Annotated in this window: 15 protein-coding genes; 10 read left to right on the top strand and 5 right to left on the bottom strand. The window is 64.1% G+C overall.

Annotated features, from left to right (window positions below; all coding sequences use genetic code 11):
• Window positions 1-82: 82 nt before the first annotated feature.
• Complete coding sequence (locus RCO31_RS12455) at window positions 83-886, top strand: outer membrane beta-barrel protein (protein WP_308968676.1); 804 nt, start codon at window positions 83-85, stop codon at window positions 884-886.
• A gap of 206 nt (window positions 887-1092) precedes the next feature.
• Complete coding sequence (locus tag RCO31_RS12450) at window positions 1093-2328, top strand: YbfB/YjiJ family MFS transporter (RefSeq protein WP_308968675.1); 1236 nt, start codon at window positions 1093-1095, stop codon at window positions 2326-2328.
• Here RCO31_RS12450 and RCO31_RS12445 read toward each other — a convergent pair.
• On the bottom strand, window positions 2325-3353 hold the full coding sequence (locus RCO31_RS12445; protein WP_308968674.1) for an NAD(P)/FAD-dependent oxidoreductase: 1029 nt from the start codon (window positions 3351-3353) through the stop codon (window positions 2325-2327). The genes RCO31_RS12450 and RCO31_RS12445 overlap by 4 nt on opposite strands.
• Window positions 3354-3517: 164 nt before the next feature.
• Between RCO31_RS12445 and RCO31_RS12440 the strand changes: the two genes are divergently transcribed.
• The gene (locus RCO31_RS12440) at window positions 3518-3976 is read left to right on the top strand and encodes a thioesterase family protein (RefSeq protein ID WP_308968673.1); all 459 of its coding nucleotides are present in this window, start codon (window positions 3518-3520) and stop codon (window positions 3974-3976) included.
• 29 nt (window positions 3977-4005) lie between these two features.
• Here the strand turns inward: RCO31_RS12440 and RCO31_RS12435 are convergent, their stop codons facing one another.
• Together RCO31_RS12435 and RCO31_RS12430 are read right to left on the bottom strand one after the other, a co-directional pair.
• Window positions 4006-4326: a 2Fe-2S iron-sulfur cluster-binding protein gene (locus tag RCO31_RS12435; RefSeq protein WP_308968671.1), complete on the bottom strand. Its 321-nt coding sequence runs from the start codon at window positions 4324-4326 to the stop codon at window positions 4006-4008.
• A gap of 113 nt (window positions 4327-4439) precedes the next feature.
• Complete coding sequence (locus RCO31_RS12430; protein WP_308968670.1) at window positions 4440-4817, bottom strand: Hpt domain-containing protein; 378 nt, start codon at window positions 4815-4817, stop codon at window positions 4440-4442.
• Window positions 4818-5174: 357 nt separating this feature from the next.
• On the opposite strand from RCO31_RS12430, the gene RCO31_RS12425 reads away from it, so the two are divergent.
• The 5 genes from RCO31_RS12425 to RCO31_RS12405 all read left to right on the top strand — a co-directional run bounded on the left by RCO31_RS12425 (window position 5175) and on the right by RCO31_RS12405 (window position 15186).
• A complete protein-coding gene (locus tag RCO31_RS12425) occupies window positions 5175-10853 on the top strand; it encodes a hypothetical protein (protein ID WP_308968668.1) in 5679 nt (1892 codons plus the stop codon).
• A gap of 479 nt (window positions 10854-11332) precedes the next feature.
• A complete protein-coding gene (locus tag RCO31_RS12420) occupies window positions 11333-12628 on the top strand; it encodes an MFS transporter (RefSeq protein ID WP_308968667.1) in 1296 nt (431 codons plus the stop codon).
• 97 nt (window positions 12629-12725) lie between these two features.
• A complete protein-coding gene (locus RCO31_RS12415) occupies window positions 12726-13484 on the top strand; it encodes an SDR family NAD(P)-dependent oxidoreductase (RefSeq protein ID WP_308968666.1) in 759 nt (252 codons plus the stop codon).
• 40 nt (window positions 13485-13524) lie between these two features.
• Window positions 13525-14427, top strand: a complete 903-nt coding sequence (locus RCO31_RS12410; protein WP_308968664.1) for a polysaccharide deacetylase — start codon at window positions 13525-13527, stop codon at window positions 14425-14427.
• Between the two features lie 12 nt (window positions 14428-14439).
• Window positions 14440-15186, top strand: coding sequence for an SDR family NAD(P)-dependent oxidoreductase (locus tag RCO31_RS12405; protein WP_308968663.1), 747 nt, complete (start codon window positions 14440-14442; stop codon window positions 15184-15186).
• An 86-nt stretch (window positions 15187-15272) separates the two neighbouring features.
• Here the strand turns inward: RCO31_RS12405 and RCO31_RS12400 are convergent, their stop codons facing one another.
• Window positions 15273-16094 carry a substrate-binding domain-containing protein gene (locus tag RCO31_RS12400; protein ID WP_308968662.1) on the bottom strand — a complete coding sequence of 274 codons (822 nt, stop codon included), beginning with the start codon at window positions 16092-16094 and terminating at the stop codon, window positions 15273-15275.
• Window positions 16095-16179: 85 nt separating this feature from the next.
• On the bottom strand, window positions 16180-17667 hold the full coding sequence (locus tag RCO31_RS12395) for an aldehyde dehydrogenase (RefSeq protein WP_308968661.1): 1488 nt from the start codon (window positions 17665-17667) through the stop codon (window positions 16180-16182).
• 162 nt (window positions 17668-17829) lie between these two features.
• Between RCO31_RS12395 and RCO31_RS12390 the strand changes: the two genes are divergently transcribed.
• Window positions 17830-18042: a hypothetical protein gene (locus RCO31_RS12390; protein WP_308968659.1), complete on the top strand. Its 213-nt coding sequence runs from the start codon at window positions 17830-17832 to the stop codon at window positions 18040-18042.
• Between the two features lie 18 nt (window positions 18043-18060).
• A complete protein-coding gene (locus RCO31_RS12385; protein WP_308968704.1) occupies window positions 18061-19488 on the top strand; it encodes an NAD-dependent succinate-semialdehyde dehydrogenase in 1428 nt (475 codons plus the stop codon).
• The last annotated feature ends 51 nt before the right edge of the window (window positions 19489-19539 follow it).

The following is a 19539-nucleotide window of genomic DNA, read 5'->3' as shown; positions in this document are numbered from 1 at the left end:
TGGCGGAACTGTCTATTCCCGGTTGTAAGGGCTCAAGGAATCCTGTTTCGTGACATTAGGATTTTGCACTGGAGCTCAAAAAATGATCAAGAGGATCGCCCTCGCCTCTCTCGCCGTTGTTGGCCTTTCATCCGCTGCGCTCGCCGCGGACATGCGGATGCCGGTGAAGGCACCTCCGCCGATGCCAGCTCCGATCTTCACCTGGACCGGCTTCTACATCGGCGGCTTCGTCGGTGGCGCCTTTGCGGACAAGGATGCGGTGTCGACTGAACCGCAGGCCTGCGCCGGCGCAGCTTGCGTGTTCCTGTTCACTCAGCCTGGCGGCATCGTGAGCAACAACGCCTACGACCTGGACTCCTCCTTCATCGGCGGCGGCACGGTCGGTTACAACTGGCAGATGCCCGGTTCGCAGTGGGTGATCGGTATCGAAGGCGAAGTCGGCTACATGGATCTGAACGGCTCGGTTCGCGACATCAACGCAGCACCGCCGCCCGCGCTCGCCGGCTTTGATTCGACCAAGATGGGCGAGCTCTACGGCGTGATCGCCGGCCGGCTCGGCTTCACCTGGGATCGCGTGTTGATCTACGGTAAGGGCGGTGTCGCTTTCGTTGAGAAGAGCTACACCTACGCCGCTTCGGTTCCGCCTCAGACGGCAATCCTCAGCCGCGACGACACCCAGGTGACCTGGGCAGCGGGTGGCGGTATCGAATGGGCGGTCACCAACAACTGGAGCATCAAGGGCGAGTACCTCTACATCGACACCAAGGAAGACTATGACGGCGCTGGTGTTGGCGTCGGTGGCTTCATCAACGGTGCGGCGCTCGTCAACCGGCACTCGGATCCGGGCATCCACACCGGAAAGTTCGGTGTGAACTACCGCTTCTGAAATTAGCTGCAGTGACATCAAAAGGGCCGGAGCGATCCGGCCCTTTCTTTTTGCGTCAACGTCACGGCTCGGCCATTTGGCGCTTCATGCTCGCCAGCTGCGGAGCGATGCGATAGCTTCGATATCGCCAGACGACGCATCCGCTACCGACACGTTTAATCTCCTCGGCGTTGTGACGGTCGTCTCATGATCGAGGGTGATGAACCATGGACACGCGAACGGGCGCCGGCTCCCTCCTCGCTCAACCGCCTGTCCCCGCGCTTCCGATCGCGCTGATCGTCTGGGCGGCGCTGGGAATCGCACTGAACATCGGCGCGGCGCGCTTTGCCTATGGCGTCATGCTGCCCTCGCTGCGCCGCGATCTTTCACTCGATTACTTCACAGCCGGCGCGCTGAACGCCGTGCACCTGCTCGGATACCTGATCGGCACGCTGGTGGCGCCCTCCCTCGCGCGTCGAACGACGATGGCGCGCTTTTCGATGCTCTCTTACGCTGTAGTGGCTGCCGGCGCCCTGCTTTGCGCGATCGCACCGCAGGAGCCGCTGGTTGGCGCGCTGGTGTTCGGGCTGGGGCGGCTCACCACCGGCTTGGGCGCCGGAGGCGGCATCATGGCGGTGATGGTGATCGCCTTCGCCGCCGTTGCCGCCGAGCGGCGCGCACTGGTCAGCGCGATGGTCTGGTCAGGGATGGGCATCGCCACGATATTGAGCGGCGCGGCGGCACCGCTGCTTCTGGCGGACGGTTGGGGATGGCGCATCGCGTTCGCTGCCACAGTCGTGCTGGCACTCTCGATCGCAATCTTCTTTCCCCCGCGCGGAACGCCAGGCGACGCGGCGCAGCCGGAAGGCGCCGCGCACTCGACCTTCAATGTGCGGCAGCTGCTCGCAGCAAAATGGCTGTTTCTGCTCGCAGCCTACTTCATGTTCGCGTTCGGCTACATCGCCTGGTCGACCTTTGCCGGTGCGCGTCTCGCTGCGGCCAGTGCGCCCATGATCGTGATCCAGATGACCTGGATCGTGTTCGGAGCCGCGACAATGATGGGCGCGGCTCTGACGGTGCCGCTTTCGCGTTCGGCCGCGTTGCGACATCACGCGCTGTCGGTCTCGTTCATCCTGGCGGCCGCCGGCGCGCTTGTGACCGCGCTCGACGCGGGCGCTGCCGCACTCATCGGCGCGCTGCTCGTCGGCCTCGGCGCCGGCGCGACACCGACCATAGTCTCTGCGCACGCGCGCGATCGCTGCAGGGCCGAGGATTATGCCCGCGCCTTCAGCTATGCCGCCGCCGCGCTCGGCGTCGGCCAGTTGCTGGGACCGCTCGTGGCCGGCCGGTTTGCCGATCTGTTCGGAACGGTTGCCGTGCCGCTGCTTGCCGCGGGGGTCTACAGCGTCGGCGCGGTGCTCGCCATCTGTGACGGCAGACAGGCCGGTCGCGCGGCGACTTAGCCCACGCCGAGTTTCTTCTGCAGGCTCGACGATGAGGTCGTGTACTGAAACACCAGCCGCTTGTCGGGATAGATGTAGCGGTGCGCCTTCTGCGACATCAGCGCGCCTTCATGGAAACCGGACAGAATGAGCTTCAGCTTGCCCGGATAAGTGTTGATGTCGCCGATCGCAAAGATGCCCGGCACGTTGGTCTCGAACGCTGAGGTCTCGACCGGAATAAGGTTGTTCTCCAGCTGCACGCCCCAGTTGCCAACCGGACCGAGCTTCATGGTCAGGCCGAAGAACGGCAGCATGGTGTCGCAACTGACCTTGAACGTCGCGTTGTCGTTGCCCTTGACGACCGCGGCGGAGAGTTGTCCGCCTTCGCCTTCGAGCGAAGTGACCTGACCGAGCTTGAGCTGCATCTTGCCGGCCTTCACCAGCGCGCGCATCTGCTCGACACTGTGAGGCGCGGCGCGGAAGTCGTCGCGGCGGTGCAGCAGCGTCACGCCTTTTGCGATCGGCTGCAGGTTCAGCGTCCAGTCGAGCGCGCTGTCGCCGCCGCCGACGATCAGGATCTCCTTGTCGCGAAAGGTCTCCATCTTCCGTACGGCGTAATGCACGGACTTGCCTTCGTAGGCCTCGATGCCCGGCACCGGCGGCCGCTTCGGCTGGAACGAGCCGCCGCCCGCGGAGATGATCACGACCTTGGTTTCGAACACCTGGCCGGCATCGGTGGTGACGCGAAACAGCGGATCGCCGATTTTCTCGATCGTCTCGACCATTTCATTGAGATGGAACGTCGGCCCGAACGGCTTGACCTGTTCCATCAGCGAATCGGTCAGCCCCTGCCCTGTCACCATCGGGATGCCGGGAATGTCGTAGATCGGCTTCTCCGGATAAAGCTCCGCGCATTGCCCGCCGATCTTGTCGAGGATGTCGACGAGGTGGGCCTTGATGTCGAGCAGGCCCAGTTCGAACACCGCAAACAGCCCGCACGGACCCGCGCCGATGATCAGCGCATCAGTTTTGATCGTCTCAGCCATGATCGCTCTTCAAAGATGGTGCGGACCGGAACACCCGGACGGCGGGTTGGTGTAACCAAGCAAGCGGCGCGGGGAAAGGGCTAAGTTGCTCATATTTGCTTGCCCGAACGCCTTGTCACGGAGGCGAATTTGCCTGTAAGGCCAACGGGGTGGAGACCAATATCGTGAATGCACCTGAATCGGACAGACATGTGCGGCGCGCACTTCGGGGAATAGAGGACTTTCCGCACCGGACCACCGAGATCATCCGCTTCGGCGACCTCGACGCCAACAATCACGTCAATAACGCCGTCTTTTCCACGTTCTTCGAAGCGGCTCGGGTGACGCTTTTTCGCGATCCGACGCGCAACTTGATGCCCGACGGGCTGATCTGGACGCTCGCCCAGATCACCATCGACTATCTGGACGAGATGCACTGGCCGGGAACTGTCGAGATCGGCATCGGGCTTGCGAGCCTTGGCCGGACCTCTGCCGTGTTCGAGCAGGCGATATTCTTCGAGGGGCGCTGCACGGCGACGGCGAAGGCCATCAATGTGCTGGTCGACCTCAAGACACGGCGCCCAGCACCGATCACCGACGAGATCAGGTCGAACTACCGGCGCTGGATGTTTGCTGCGACTTGAAGGACGCGAATCCGGGGGCTGCGCAGACGCTACGCCTGCCGTTCCGGCACAGTGACGGTGAGCCCCTCGAGTTCCTCGCTGACCTTGATCTGGCACGACAGACGCGAAGTCGGCCGCACGTCGAAGGCAAAATCGAGCATGTCCTCTTCCATTGGCGACGGACCGCCGGTCTTTTCCTTCCAGCCGTCGTCGACATAGACGTGGCACGTCGCGCAGGCACATGCGCCCCCGCACTCGGCAAGGATGCCTGGAACCGCATTGCGGATCGCAGCCTCCATGACCGTCGAGCCCGCCTCCGCCTCAACGGTTTGGGTTTCACCCTTGTGATTGACGAAGTTGATTTTGACCATGATTTCGCGCCGCGGGAGGGACAGAGAGAGGTCGTCTATAACCGTTCCAAGCTGGGGGCGCTAGCCGCATGCATGCAAGGAAGACGGTACGGCGGCGCGCGGCAGTATGATCATCACAGTGCCTCTAGCCGATCGGCGATGCTCGCCAGCGCGCAACCGACCGAGCGCTGAAGCTCTGCAACTTCGGTCGCCACCGGTAGCCCATGCCGGAGCCCATGCTCCAGATCGTCCGCAGCCTTCGCCACCGCGAACGCACCGATACCGCGCGCGGATCCCTTCATTGTGTGGGCAAGCGAGGCCCCCTCGCGCGGGAGTTTCTCGAGCCTGGCCAGGAGATCGGCCGCCTGCTGCGCGAACAGCGTCAGGACCTCACGTTCCAGTTCGCGCTCTCCAAGCGTCATGCGCGCCAGATGATCGAAATCGATCGCCGGCGCGTCCGGAGCCAGCGGTGGGGAAACCACCCAGTTTGCGGGTTTTCGGAGTGAACTCATGCCGCCAAGCAAGCACGGCTTTGGTTAACGGAACGTTGGCGCAGCTGAGGGCTTGCGCCACAAACGAGCCACAATTGGACAGGGGCTGTGCCGCGTTTCTCCACAGGTTGTGCCAATCGTGAACAATAATGACCGAGTTGTCCCGTGTTGAATTAACGATGATTAAAATGTTCTTAATAGTGACGGTTTCATTCGCACTGACTAGCCAATAGGATGTTTGCGGAAAAAGGGGACAAGTCGCGCAACCGGGGGAGCGGCCCGGCGGCCGGCTGGCCGTCACGGACGTGCAACTTGCGCGCAATATCGCCGCCGCGGCGTCGCAATTGCCTTCCCCATAGTAAATGAGGGCGTAGGGACATGGCGAACAATCCCAAAAAGGTCAAAGATCCCACCGAAGTCGCGCTGTCGGCTATCCAGGAAGCACTGAACATCGCTGACGCACCGGAATCCCGTCTTGGTCTTAACCGCGACAATAAGGAACATGACCGCGACGAGCGTGCCGCCCTGCCCCGCACTGAACCTGTCGGCCCCCTCGCCGGCGAGCGTCTCGTGCCGCCGTTCGAGCATAGCGCAACCGATGACCTCGACCTGACCAACTTCGACGCGGCACAGACGTCGCGCCGCCCTGCCAATGATGATCGCGAGACCATTGGCCAACTGCTGCAGGCGATTCAGAAGGGACGCCCGCGACGCAATGCCTATACGGTCGCGACGATCTTCGCCGGCCTCTGGCTTGCCGGCATCGGCGCGTTGATTCTCGCATTCCTGCCCTCGCTGCAATCGCTGATCGGACAAGGCGGCGGCGTGCTGATGATCGCCGGTCTTGCGGCACTGTTGTTCGCGCCGATCCTGTTGTTCTACTTCCTCGCCAGCCTGGCCTGGCGCAGCCAGGAACTGAGCATGATTGCGCAGTCGATGGCGCAAATGGCTATTCGCTATTCCGAACCGGAAGGCTCCGCACGCGAATCGATGGTTACGGTCGGCCAAGCCATCCGCCGCGAAGTCGCCGCGATGGGCGACGGGGTCGAGCGCGCGATTGCGCGCGCCGGCGAACTTGAAGCGCTCGTCTCCAACGAAGTCGCAGCGCTCGAGCGCGCCTACAGCGACAATGAAGTGCGCATCCGCGCGCTGTTGCAGGACATCGCCCACCAGCGCGACAATCTCGTCGGCCAGGCCGAGCAGGTTCGCAATGCGATTTCGGGCGTGCAGATCGATCTCCGCCAGGACGTGGCAGTGATCAGCGACCAGATCGCCTCACGCGTCGACGAGGTAGCCAAGAGCATCACCACCGGCCTGCAAGATCGCGGCGAGCACATCACCCGTGCACTCGGCAACGCTGGCGATAGCATGATCCTCGCGCTCGGCGAGCGCGGCGGCGACCTGCTCGACCGCCTGGAGGAAGCGAGCGCCGAGACCACGCGCGCCGTGCTGGAGGCGAGCGAACGGCTGACGGCAAGCCTGAACTTCAAGACCGGTCACGTGCACGACGACTTCGTCGACCTGTCCGATCGTATCCACGACATGATGGACGAGCGGCTCGACCGCATCACCGCAGAGTTCCAGAAGAAAGCCGACGCGATCGTCGACGGCATCACCGAGCGCACCGAGCAAGTGCACGACGCGCTGAAGACCACAGGCGAATCGCTGCTCCTCGAGCTCGATCTGCGCTCGACCGACCTCGCCGGCCGCATCGACGATGCCGGCAACAGGCTCGCCGAGCAGATGCTGGCGTGCGGCGACAAGGCAAGCGAAGCGCTCGACGTGAGCATCAACTCGCTGGTCGCGAAAGTCGTCAACGAGGCCGATCACGTCAACGACAGCCTGGCGAACCGGATCGGCGCATTCGACGACCTGATGAAGAACCATGGCGCGGAGCTCGCCGAGAAGTTTTCCCGCGACAGCGGCACACTCGGCGCACTGATCACCCGTCACATCGCCGAGTTCGATCGCACCGTGAAGACGTTTGGCGGAGAAATCGTCGACCGGCTCGGACAACGCACGCAGGACATTACCGACAGCCTGAAGAACTATGTCGATACGTTCGATACGCGCGTGACGTCGAACACGGCTGAGTTGAATGCGTCTTTCGACAGGCATCTGTCCCTCTTCGGGGAGCAGGTCGATGATCGGATAGCCAGGATCGACGCCTCGCTCGACAACCGGGTGGCGACGCTCGACGCCACGCTCGACACTCGTATCAGGTCGATGGACGATACCGTCAGCTCACATCTGAGTCTGTTCCAGAATGCGTTCGACTCCCGCACGCAGTCGATCAACGACGCGATTGCCACGCGTCTCTCCAGCTTTACCGCGTCAATGAACCAGGGCAGCGCCGAAGTCATCGCAGCGCTGGACACCCGTATCGCCGGCGTCACCGAGACGATAGACAACCGCCTCGCCCAGGTTACCGACAATATCGACGGCCGCAGCCACTATCTCGCCGAGACCGTCGCTGCACGCTTCCAGAATATCCACGAGGGCATCGAAAGCCGCGCCGGCTCGGTCGCCAAGGACATCGAAATCCGTGTCGACCAGCTCGAGGAACTGCTCGGCACCCGCGTCGAGATCATGACCAACCGTATCGAGTCCTCGGGACGGCACGCGAGCGACGTGCTGGTCTCGCGCGCCGACGAGCTGTCGCACGCGATCAGGGCTCGCACCGACGATGCGGAGCGGTCGCTCAGCGCGCTGATGACGAATACCAGCGAGCAGATTCAGGCGACGGCACGTGCGACCCAGGCAACCCTCGGCTCGGTCTCGGCCGACGTCGGCACTCAGTTGATGACCACCGCCGCCGATATCGAGCGTGCACTGACTTCGCTTGCCGCGACCACCGGAGAATCGCTGCAGACGAACGCACGCGACGCCCAGCTCACGATCGTCAACGCTTCGGACGGAGCCACGCAAAGCATCCGTTCGACCACAGGCGAGGTCGAACGCGTGCTGATCGGACTTGCCTCTTCCACCGCCGAGAAGATCGAAACCCATGCGCGCGACGCGCAAGTGGCGCTGATCACAGCATCCGACAACGTGACCAACCAGCTGAAGACCAACTCAACGGAGGTCGAGCGCGTGCTGACGGCCCTTTCGGCCAACACCAGCGAGGCGATCAAGGTCAGCGCCCACGACACACAAACGGCGCTCGTCAGCACGTCGGATAATGTCGTCGCACAGCTGAAATCAGCTTCTTACGACATCCAGCACGCGGTTGCGGCCGTTGCACAAACGACGAACGACCAGCTCAAGACGAGTGCCGGCGAGGTTCAGACCTTGCTGTTCAAGACGTCGGACGGCATCGCGACCCAGCTGAAGACCACGGCTGCGGACGCGGAACGGGCGATCACGACCGCCGCCGTCACGACCAGCGACCAGATCCGCATCAGCGCGACGGATGCCAAGGTCGCCCTTGTCACCTCCTCCGACGACGTCGCCGAGCGGCTCAAGGCGGCGAGCGCCGAGGCCGAACGCATGATCGCGACGGTCGCCGTCACCACCACCGACTCGATCCGCGCGAGCGCGACGGATGCTAAAGTCAGCCTCCTCTCCTCCACGGACGACATCGCCGAGCGGCTGAAGACCGCCGCCGCCGATGCCGAACGCGCGATCACGACGGTCGCTGTCACCACCACCGATACCATCCGCGCGAGCACGACGGATGCGAAGGTCACCCTCCTCTCCTCCACAGACGACATCGCCGAGCGGCTGAAGACCGCCGCCGCCGATGCCGAGCGCGCGATCGCAACGGTCGCTGTCACCACCACCGATACCATCCGCGCGAGCACGACGGATGCGACGATCGCCTTTACGTCCTCGTCGGACGGCCTCGCCACGCAGCTTCGCTCGGCATCGGGCGAGATCGAGCAGTCGCTCTCACTGCTGGCAACCAGCACCTCCGATCGGTTGCGCAACAGCATCGTCGACGCCAACGCCGCCATGGTCGCCAATGCGGCGACCGCGGGCGACCAATTGCGCTCGGCCGCGTCAGAGCTCGAAAGCGCGCTTGCGCTCGTGGCCGTGACGGCGGTGGAGACGCTGCAGGCCGGCGCCAACTCCTCACGGGGCACCCTGGTTACAACCTCGAACGAAGTCAGCGCCCAGATCAAGGCGGTGACGGCGGAAGCCGAGCGCAGCGTGTCCGCCTCGGCGCAGGTGCTCGGTATGACGCTTTCCGGCAAGGCCGAAGAGATCGTCGGCGTCATGCAGGGCCACACCGAGACACTGTCGCATATGCTCGACGACAAGCGTGGTCCTCTGGTCGAGGCGATCAGCAGCAAGGGCAGCCAGCTCACTGCGGATATTGGCCGCACCACCGACGACGCGCTTAAGGCGATCGAAGGCAAGGGCTTCATCTTCGCGCAGTCGATGACCACGAACTCGGCCGACATCGCCCGAATGATCAACACCGCGACCGAAGTTGCGACCGGTGCGATCAACAAGTCGCTGAAGGACATCGAGCTGACGACCCGCAACGCCATCGATCAATCGCGGCAGGTGTCGGTCGCCGCGGTGACCGAGATGCAGGAAACGAGCAAGATGCTCCGCACCGATACGGTCGCCCTGTTCGAGCGGCTGCGCGAAGGCAACATCCTGCTTCAGGAAGTGCTGACGGGAGCACATGCGAACTTGAACTCGCTCGAGCAGGCGCTGGTGTCGCGGGTGGCGGAATTCGTCTCCACCATGAACGACGTCTCGTCCCGCACCGGCACCACGACCAAGTCGTTGGACGAGCAGATCCGAATGTTCAACAACAAGACGTCCGACGCCCTCGAAGGGCTGCAGGCGCTGTCCGGACAATTCGAACTGCATGGAAGAACCCTTGCCGAAGCGGCAATGGCCATCGAAGCGAGCAATGGCCGCACCAGCGAGACGGTCGAGGCGCGCAAGTCGATGCTGGAGGGCCTGGCAACGATGATCGAACAGCGCACCGACGATCTCGACCAGCGGCTGACGCGCTTCAATACCCTGCTGGAGGAATCGATGCAGGCGGCCGAAACCCGCGCACGCGAAATCGCGCGCGTGGTGGCCGAAACCGCCAGCACCGGTTCGAACGCGATCAGTCAGCAGTTCGAAAACGTCCGCAACATCGCCGAGGAAGAGCGCCGGATCACGTCCGACGCCATGCAGCAGGTCTATCAGCAGGGCATGCAGGAGGCTGACGCCATGTTCAGCCAGGCCGGCGAGCGCTTTGCTTCGATCGTGCAGAACATGCGCCAGATGGCCTCCGAGATGCAAAACGAGCTCGGCACCGCGCGTGAGCAGATGCAGCTCGAGCTCGAAGCAACCCGCGTCGAGCTCCGCCGCGGTGTACTGGAGATGCCTCAGGAAGCAGCCGAGAGCACCGCGCAGATGCGCAAGGTCATCGTCGACCAGATCGAGGCGCTGGCGGAGCTCAACCGCATCGTCGCCCGGCACGGCCGCGGCCTCGACGTGGCCTCGACCCCGCGCGCAACCCATCGCGAGGAAGAGCCGGTGCTGGCAGCGGTCGGCGCGGCACCGCGCGGCCGCGACAACGGCAGCAGCGCCTCCGCTCTTCCGCCGCCGGACCTCGGTGGGCCGGTCACGCGCCGCACCGAAGCGCCGCCGGTGAGCCCGGGCGGAACGGAGGCTGGCCGCGACGGCTGGTTGTCGGATCTGCTGAACCGCGTGGACAATGACGACGATCAGCGGCGTCCGCCGCCACCAAGCAGGCAGGCGGCGGACAATTCGCTCGAATCACTGTCGCTCGACATCAGTCGTCTGCTCGACCGCGAGATCGCGGCCGACATGTGGCAGCGCTATCAACGGGGCGAGCGGAAGGCCTTCTCCAAGCGACTCTACACGCCGGCGGGCCAGAAGACTTTCGACGAGATCAGCCGCAAGTACCGCAGTGACCGCAACTTCAAGCAGACCGTCGACCGCTACATCACGGAATTCGAGCGGCTGCTCGACGACGTCGCGCGCGATCCGCGCGGCTCCACGGCGCTCGCTAGCTATCTCGAATCCGAGACCGGCCTTGTCTACACCCTGCTCGCCCACGCGTCGGGCCGGCTGGGCTAAGCTGGTGCTCACGCGAGGGGCGGGCTGCTCGCCCGACCCTCGCCGCGTGCAGTCAGTCGCGAGTTGCAGCCGTCAATGCCGACCCGAGTTCACTGCGGGAGCCAGCGCTACGCTCTCGTTCGTCGCTTAACGGATATTTGTAGGCACAGCGGCGCGCTCTGGCGATCATTTCGCTCGCAGCGATCTTGCGTCTCAATCGATTTGCGCCAACGCCGCTGCACCAAAAAAAGGCGCCTTCGCGGGGACAACGCCGAATGTGTGTGGCGACGTTACAAACCTAGTTTCATCATGCTCTAGTAGCTGCTCGACTGGTCAGCGAAACACTGATCGAAACGGCAACTATCGAAGACGCCCAACTATCGAAGCGTGACAGGATCCTCCCGAGATCGGGAAGTCAGCTGCATCGACGTCTCGATGGGTTAAGGAAAATTACGAAACGCTGTAGAATATCGCATAGTGATGTTTGGGGGAGGATAGCAATGAGCTCTGCAAGCACGGTGCTCCCACAGGCTGATGCCGCGTTCTCGGACAAATCGCGCAAGGCGATCTGGGCCGCGTCGATCGGCAACCTGCTGGAGTGGTACGACTTCGGCGTCTACGCTTATCTTGCGACCCTGATCGCCGCGAAGTTCTTCCCCAACACCGATGCGACCGCCTCGCTGCTTGCCGCTTTCGCCGCCTACGGCGTCGGCTTCCTCGCCCGCCCCCTTGGAGGCATCGTCATCGGCCGCCTCGGCGACACGCGCGGCCGCAAAGCCGCCCTCGTCCTCACCATCTTCATGATGGCTTTCGGCACCGTCGGCATCGGCGTTCTGCCGTCCTACGATTCCATCGGCATCTGGGCGCCAATCCTGCTGGTCCTCCTGCGCATCATTCAGGGCATCGCCGCCGGCGGCGAATGGGGCACCTCCACCGCCTTCATCGTCGAATGGGCGCCGCCCGCGCGCCGCGGCCTGTTCGGCTCCTTCCAGCAGGTCTCGACCGCCGGCGGCTCGCTGCTCGGCTCGGCGACGGCCGCGGTCCTGACCTCGTTGTTCAGCGATGCCGCCATGCTGGAGTGGGGCTGGCGCGTCCCGTTCCTGCTCGGCGCCGTCCTTCTCATCGTCGGCGTCTACATGCGCTGGAATGTCGATGAGACCCCCTCCTACGAAGCGAGCCGCGAGGCGGCCGCTGATGCTCCCGTCGTGTCGGGCTTTCCACTCGGCGCCCTCGCCTTCGGCTTCACCATCTTCTGGACCGTCGCCTACTACACGCTTCTTGCCTGGATGCCGAGTTTCACCCAACGCTTCGCCGGGCTGACTCCGTCCGAGGCGCTGTGGTCGAACACGATCGGCCTCGTCGCGATGGTCATCGCCATTCCGGTCTGGGGCGCGCTGTCCGACCGTGTCGGCCGCCGCCCGCTGCTCATGGCCAGCGCGCTCGGCATCGGCATCCTGGCCTGGCCGCTCTTCTCGTTGATGGCGCAGGGCGGCGGCTTTGCCCTGGTCCTACCGATCCAGATCCTCTTTGGCGTCCTGCTGGCACTCTATTCGGGTCCCGGCCCGGCTGCGATCTCGGAAATCTTCCCCACGCACCTGCGCTCGACATGGATGTCGGTGGGCTACACGCTGGCGGTCGCCGTGTTCGGCGGCTTCGCCCCCTTCATCGCCACCTGGCTCATTCGCGAGACCGGATCGCCAGTGTCTCCGACCTATCTCTACCTGGTTCCGGCGGCGATTGTCTCACTGCTTGTCATCCTGAGGCTGAAGGAAACTGCCGGCAGCAAGCTGCATTGACTGCAAGGCGTGCGGTCTCGCCAGCGGAGCCACGAAGACCCGCGGCGTCGCGGGGATGCGCTGATCTCCGGAGCGTCGCGAACACAGGAGTTCGACCATGCTGATCCGGTTTGACGGACGGACCGCCATCGTTGCCGGCGCAGCGCGGGGGATCGGCCGAGCCATCGCCCGTTCGCTGGCTTCGGACGGCGCGAGCGTCGTCGCCTGCGATCTTCTCATCGAGGAGTTGGAGGCGATTGCCGGCCCCGTCGAGGGCGGCGGCAAGATCGCCGCTGCGAAGGTCGATGTGAGCGACGAAACCGCCATCGCCGAGATCGTCAGGGCCGCCGGGACGCCGGACATCCTCGTCTACGTGGCGGGCGGCGTGCGCGGCCAGAAGCCCCGGCCTCTGGAGGAAATCAGTGCCGAGGACTTCGACGCCATCGTCGAGGCCAACCTGAAGGGGGCCTTCCTCTTCGCCAAGGCCGTCGCCCCCGCCATGAAGGCGAAAGGCAGCGGCCGCATCATCACGATTTCCAGCCGCGCGGGTCTTGCAACCAGCCTCACCGGCATCCAGAGCTATGCTGCCTCCAAGCACGGGCAGATCGGCCTGGTGAAGCAGCTCGCTCAGGAGCTCGGCCCCTTCGGCATCACGGTGAACTCGGTCGCCCCCGGCTTCATGGCCACGAGCCCGGACTATGAGCGGCAGTGGCAGAGCTGGACGCCGGAATTCCGGGAGACGTTCGTCCGGAACATCGCCATGCGCCGCATGGGCGAGCCGAAGGACATCGCCGACGCGGTGACTTTCCTCGCCTCCGACCGGGCCTCGTGGATCACCGGCCAGACGCTTGCCGTTACCGGCAGCCCGCTCGTGTGAGACGGCCCGCCCATCCTCCAGCCAAGACAGGAGACAGACCATGACCGATATCTCCAAGATGGAACCCTGGCAGTGGCCGGAGGAGCACTGGCGCGGCCTCGTCAAACAGGTCCGCGCCGGCCGCACATACAAGCCCAAGACGTGGAAGGACGGGACACGTTGCGCCTTCGCGCTCTCCTTCGATTCCGATCACGAGACCAACGAACTGCGCGACGGCGGCAAGTCCATCGGCCGCATGGCCTGGGGTCAATACGGCAACCGCGTCGGCGTGCCGAGCATCCTCAAGCTGCTCGCAAGGCACAGCGTGCCGGCGACCTTCTATGTCCCCGCTGTGGTGGCGCTGATCTATCCCGACGAGCAGCGCCGGGTGATCGCGGAAGGCCATGAGATCGGCATCCATTCCTGGATCCACGAGCTCAACTCCGTACTCCCCTACGACGCTGAGAAAGACCTGATGGTGCGCGCGTCCGACGTGCTCGAGAAAACCACCGGCGTCAGGCCCGTCGGCGCGCGCACGGCCTCGTGGGACTTCTCGCCGCACACGCTGCGCATTACCAAGGAGATAGGCCTTCTCTACGATTCCTCGCTCATGGCCGATGTCGACTGCTACGAGCTGTTGCTCGACGGTGAATCGACTGGGGTCATCGAGCTGCCGGTCGAGTGGATCCGCGACGACGCGCCCTATTTCATGATGATGCGCTTCCAGAACCTGCGGCCTTACACGCCGCCGGAGAGCGTCTTCGACATTTTCCGCCGCGAGTTCGAGGCAGCCTATGAGGAGGGTGGCATCTTCCAGCTTACCTGCCATCCGCACATCATTGGCTACCGCTCGCGCATCTGGATCATCGAAGAGTTGATCCGCCTCGCCAAGGCCAAGGGCGACGTCTGGTTCGCCACACATGCCGACGTCGCGCGCTTCGCCCGCGACAACGCAGCCGACTGAGTGGCCGGGGCGGTGACCAAGGTTGCCCTGGTAACAGGCGCGGGACGCGGTATCGGTCGCGCCTGCGCTCTCACGCTAGCCGGGAAGGGATTCGACATCGCGCTCGTCGACCTTCTCGCGCCGGAAATGACAAAGACGGCCGACGACATCCGCAGGCTCGGCGTCCGGGCGCTGACGTTCCAGGCGGACGTGAGCAGCTTCACGCGCGCACACGAGATCGTCGACGCGGTCGTCTCCGACCGCGGGCGGCTCGACGTCCTGGTCAACAATGCCGGCGCGCCTAGTCCGAAGCCGATCATCGAGATCAGCGAGGAGGAGTTCGACCGTGCCATCGCCGTCAACCTGAAGAGCTGCTTCAACTACATCCACGCTGCCGCGCCTGTCTTCCTGAACCAGGCAGAGGGCGGGCGCATCGTCTCGATCTCGTCGCTGAACGCGCTGTCGGGCGGCGTCACCAGCGCGGTGAGCAAGCACGCCTATGCGGCGGCCAAGGCCGGCATTCTCGGCCTGACGCGCTCACTCGCCAAGGAGCTCGGTCCCAAGGTGGCGGTCAATGCCGTCTGCCCGGGAATCATCGCGACCGAGTTGCTGCGCGACATGATCAGCCGGCGCGAGGAGGATCTCGTCTCCGGCATCGCCCTGGGGCGGGTGGGTACGCCGGAGGACGTGGCAAGCATCGTCAGTTATCTCGCCACCGACGCACACATGTTCATCACCGGCCAGCATTTCGTCGTCGACGGCTTCCAATGGAAGTGTTGACCTTGACAGCGGCGTTTCCGGATCCGTTTCGGCCTTTCTTGCCCGACGCGATGCGTCAACGGCCGCGAGTTCGCCATCGGTTTCGGTCACCTGGCCGGCGCTCCCTTGGGCAATGCCACCGGATCGAAGCCGAAGCGCGCCAGCGTAGCTTGCCCCTCTGGCGAGAGAATCGCGAAGACGAGCCGCGCCGCAGCAAGTTTGGCGGGGTTCAGTATCGCAAGTCCATACTCCGGTCCAACCGCAATGGCGGCCGGCACCTGGATGACCTGCACGTCCGGCAACACGCGCCGCCGCTCCGCTGTGCCGCTGCAGTAGGCGATCATGACGTTGATATCGCCGCGCTTGAATGCCGATCCAATCGGGTCGGGATCAGATGGATTGGCCTCTGCTGATCCGCCTACCACCTTCTTTGCTTTTGCATCCAGCACGGCAAAGGCACCTGGTTGCACCTTGTCGATCAGCCGAAACATCTCCCACGTATAATCGCCTGACGGATCGGCCGCCGGGGTCGATGTCCCGAGTCTGACGGCCGGGTCGGCAAGACGTGTCGCGAAGTTGGACGTCGTGAGTCCCGCGTCGGGTGTGGCGAAAGCGCAAAGGCGATTGCGTGTGAACATGATGACGTTCCCGGCACGACCGTCCTTCTGAAGCTTCGTCGGATGTCCCATATCCGCAGAGGTGAAGACATCGACGTTGTCACCGCCTTCGATCTTTTCGCGCATCAAGCCGGATGGACCAAAATTCGTTCGGATCGAGACCCCGCTTTGCTTGCTGAAGTCGGTGATGATCGCCGTCATCGCTGCGCGCAAACTGCCCGCGCCATATACGATCAATTCTTCACAGCGGGCCTGTGTACTGCCGAGAAGCACCGACGCCGCCGCGGCAAGTGCAAAGCACATCACCTTCATTCTGAAGACCTTCCGGTATTCCATCACGAGTTTGTATCGGGAAGGCGAAGGCGCGCCAGCAGGACACCTTCGCCTCGCCATCGCTCTAGCCGACGACCCTACCGGCCGACTTTGGCATCTCGTCGAGGATCAGTGTCTTGGTCTCCAGGAACGGCAGCAGCCCTTCCGTGCCGCCCTCGCGGCCGATGCCGGATTGCTTGAAGCCACCGAAGGCGATGCTGAAGTCGGTGCGGAACGAGTTGTGTCCGACTGTGCCCGATCGCAGCTCGCGCGCGGTTGCGTAGGCGCGCTCGACGTCGTTGGTGAACACCGAGGCATTCAGACCGTAGATCGTGTCGTTGGCAATCTCCACCGCTTTCGCCTCGTTCGCCGCCGGAATCACCGACAACACCGGGCCGAAGATCTCCTCGCGCGCGATGGTCGAGTGGTTGTCGACGTTGCCGAACACGGTCGGCTCAACGAAGAAGCCGCGATTGAGATGCGCCGGACGCCCGCCGCCGGTCGCAAGCTTGGCGCCTTCCGACTTGCCCTTCTCGATATAGCCTTCGACGCGGTCGCGCTGCCGCCGCATCGCCAGCGGACCCATCTCGCAGGCCGGATCGAACGGATCGCCGACCTTGACCTTTTCGAAGTTGGCACTGAGCGCGTCGACAAGCTCGTCATGCCGGCTGCGTGTCACGATGATGCGCGTGAGCGACGAGCAGACCTGGCCCGTAAGGTATGTTGCGCGCCCGGCGATTGTCTTGGCCGCCGTGCCGATGTCGTAGTCGTCGAGGATCACCGCCGCCGACTTGCCGCCGAGCTCCAGCGTGCAGCGGGCGATGCGATCGCCGCAGATCGAAGCGATCTTGCGACCCGCAGCGGTCGAACCCGTGAACGTCACCTTGTCGACGCCGGGGTGCCGCACCAGCATCTCTGACACCTCACGCTCGGCGGTGAGGATGTTCAACACGCCGGGTGGCAGGCCGACTTTTTCGCAAGCCTCCGCGATCAGGTAGGCCGCGCCGGGCGCCTCCGGCGATGCTTTGACGATGATCGTGCAGCCGGCGAGCAACGCCGGCGCGCACTTGTGCGCGATCAGGCCGGGAGGGCCGTTCCACGGAATGATGGCAGCGACGACGCCGACCGGCTCGCGCACCAGAAGCCCGACGTTGCCGCCGGCCTTCGGCGTATGGCGCTCCTGGAATGGATAGGTGTCGGCGAGATCCGCGTAGTAATCGTAGACGCTGCTGATCGTGGTCGTTCGCGACTTCGCCACGCTGTGCAACAGGCCGGACTCGGTCGTCCAGATGTCGGCGGCGTCTTCGGCCTTCTCGGCGAGCTCGGCGCCGATGGCGCGAATGTATTTTGCCCGTTCGGTGTGCGACATACGCGGCCACGGGCCGCGATCGAAGGCTTTTCGCGCGGCCTCCACCGCGCGGTTGATGTCGGCCTCCTGCGCCTCCGCGACGCTCGCATACAACTCCTCGGTGGCGGAGTTGATCACGTCGATCTTCTTCGTGCTCGACGGCTTGGTCCATTTGCCGTCGATGAAAAACTTATCGGGATTCTTGATGGGAGCGTGGGCGTTCATGGTCGCGTCTCTCCGGGGTTAGCACATCGGCAGGCCGCATTAGGCATGCGTCAAAGCTTGTTGCGTCTTGTTGCGCACTATCGTTATATACACCAAAATATATCGCTAGGCTAGCCGCTGCCGTTTCTCTGCGCGAAACGCCGCAAACACCGGGAGACGACCATGAGCGATGACATCACAAGGGTTTACCGCTGTACGAGTTGCAACGGCGCGCTCGCCCGCACGCCGGACGACGACGTACTCGCCCCGTCGATCGATTCGCGAGGCGTCGAAACCGAAGCTCGCGAATTCGTGTGCGACGAATGCTGGGCGCGGCTCGCAAGCGAGCACGAAAGGATTATGTCGGCGCAGGGTGCATTCCGGCGCAGAGCCTGACGGAGACAAGAAATGCAGATGACGCACTATCCCGAAATTCAGCTCTACATCGACGGCCGCTGGAAGAGCGCGCCGGGGCAGCCGGTGATCAATCCGGCCGACGAGACCGAGATCGGTGTCGTTCCGCACGCGACGACCCAGGACCTCGACGCCGCCCTGCAGGCCGCGGAAAAGGGCCTGCGCGTCTGGCGCCATACATCGCCTGCCGAGCGCACGCGCGTCATCCTGAAGGCCTCGCAGATCATCCGCGAGCGGGTCGACGACATGGCAAGGACCATGACACTTGAGCAGGGCAAGCCGCTGGACCAGGCTCGTCTCGAAATCATCCGCGGCTGCGAAATCATCGAGTGGGACGCCAACGAAGGCCGTCGCGTCTACGGTCGCGTCATTCCGGCCGAGGACGGCATGCGCCATACGGTCCTGCGTCAGCCGATCGGCGTGGTTGCCGCCTTCTCGCCTTGGAATTTCCCGATGAGCTCGCCGGCGCGCAAGGTGGCAGGCGCATTGTCGTCGGGCTGTGCGATCATCCTGAAGGCCTCCGAGGAGACTCCCGCGGGCGCCGTTCAGCTCGTTCGCGCCTTCCACGATGCGGGACTGCCGGCCGGCGTGCTCAACCTCGTGTTCGGGCAACCGGCCGAGATCTCGAGCTATCTGATCCCGAAGCCTGTGGTGCGTCTCGTGACGTTCACCGGCTCAATCCCCGTCGGCAAGCAGCTTGCGGAGATGACCGGACGCCACATGAAGCCTTCGATCATGGAGCTCGGCGGGCACGGGCCCGTGATCGTGTGTGACGACGTCGACCCGGTCGCAACCGCCGCCACCTCGGTGGTCGGCAAATCGCGCAATGCCGGGCAGGTGTGCGTCTCGCCGACGCGTTTCTTCGTGCAGCAAGATATCTACAAGCGCTTCACCGAGGCGTTTGCCGAGAAGGCCAAAGCGATCAAAGTCGGCGACGGGCTTGACCCGTCCACCCAGATGGGACCGCTCGCCAACGTGCGGCGGCTCGAAGCTATGGAAACGCTGGTTGCAAATGCGAAGAACAAAGGTGCGCGCGTCCTGGCCGGCGGAAGCCGGCTCGGCAACCGCGGCTACTTCTTTCCGCTGACGGTGCTGGCGGACGTCCCCGACGATGCGCGCGCCATGCAGCAGGAGCCGTTTGGGCCGCTGGCCCTGATCAACCCCGTTCGAACGCTCGATGAAGCCATCGACAAGGCGAACGCACTGCCTTACGGGCTCGCCGCCTATGCGTTCACGCGTTCTGCCGCGAACGCCGAGCGGATCGCGGCCGACGTGGAGGTTGGCAACCTGTCGATCAACCACTTCGTGGCGTCCAGCGCCGAAACACCGTTCGGCGGCGTCAAGGAAAGCGGTTACGGGCGCGAAGGCGGAACCGAAGGCCTCGCGTGCTACACGGTGGTGAAGAACGTTTCGCACCGCACCGCCTGATCAGCGCTGTTGTTTCGCACAGCAAGCGGTTACTGTCCAACGAACCCTTGC

The organism is Bradyrhizobium sp. LHD-71, assembly GCF_031157255.1.
GTDB lineage: Bacteria > Pseudomonadota > Alphaproteobacteria > Rhizobiales > Xanthobacteraceae > P52-10.
Note: the sequence above shows the minus strand (reverse complement) of the source record. Positions and strands in the feature narration are given on the sequence as shown.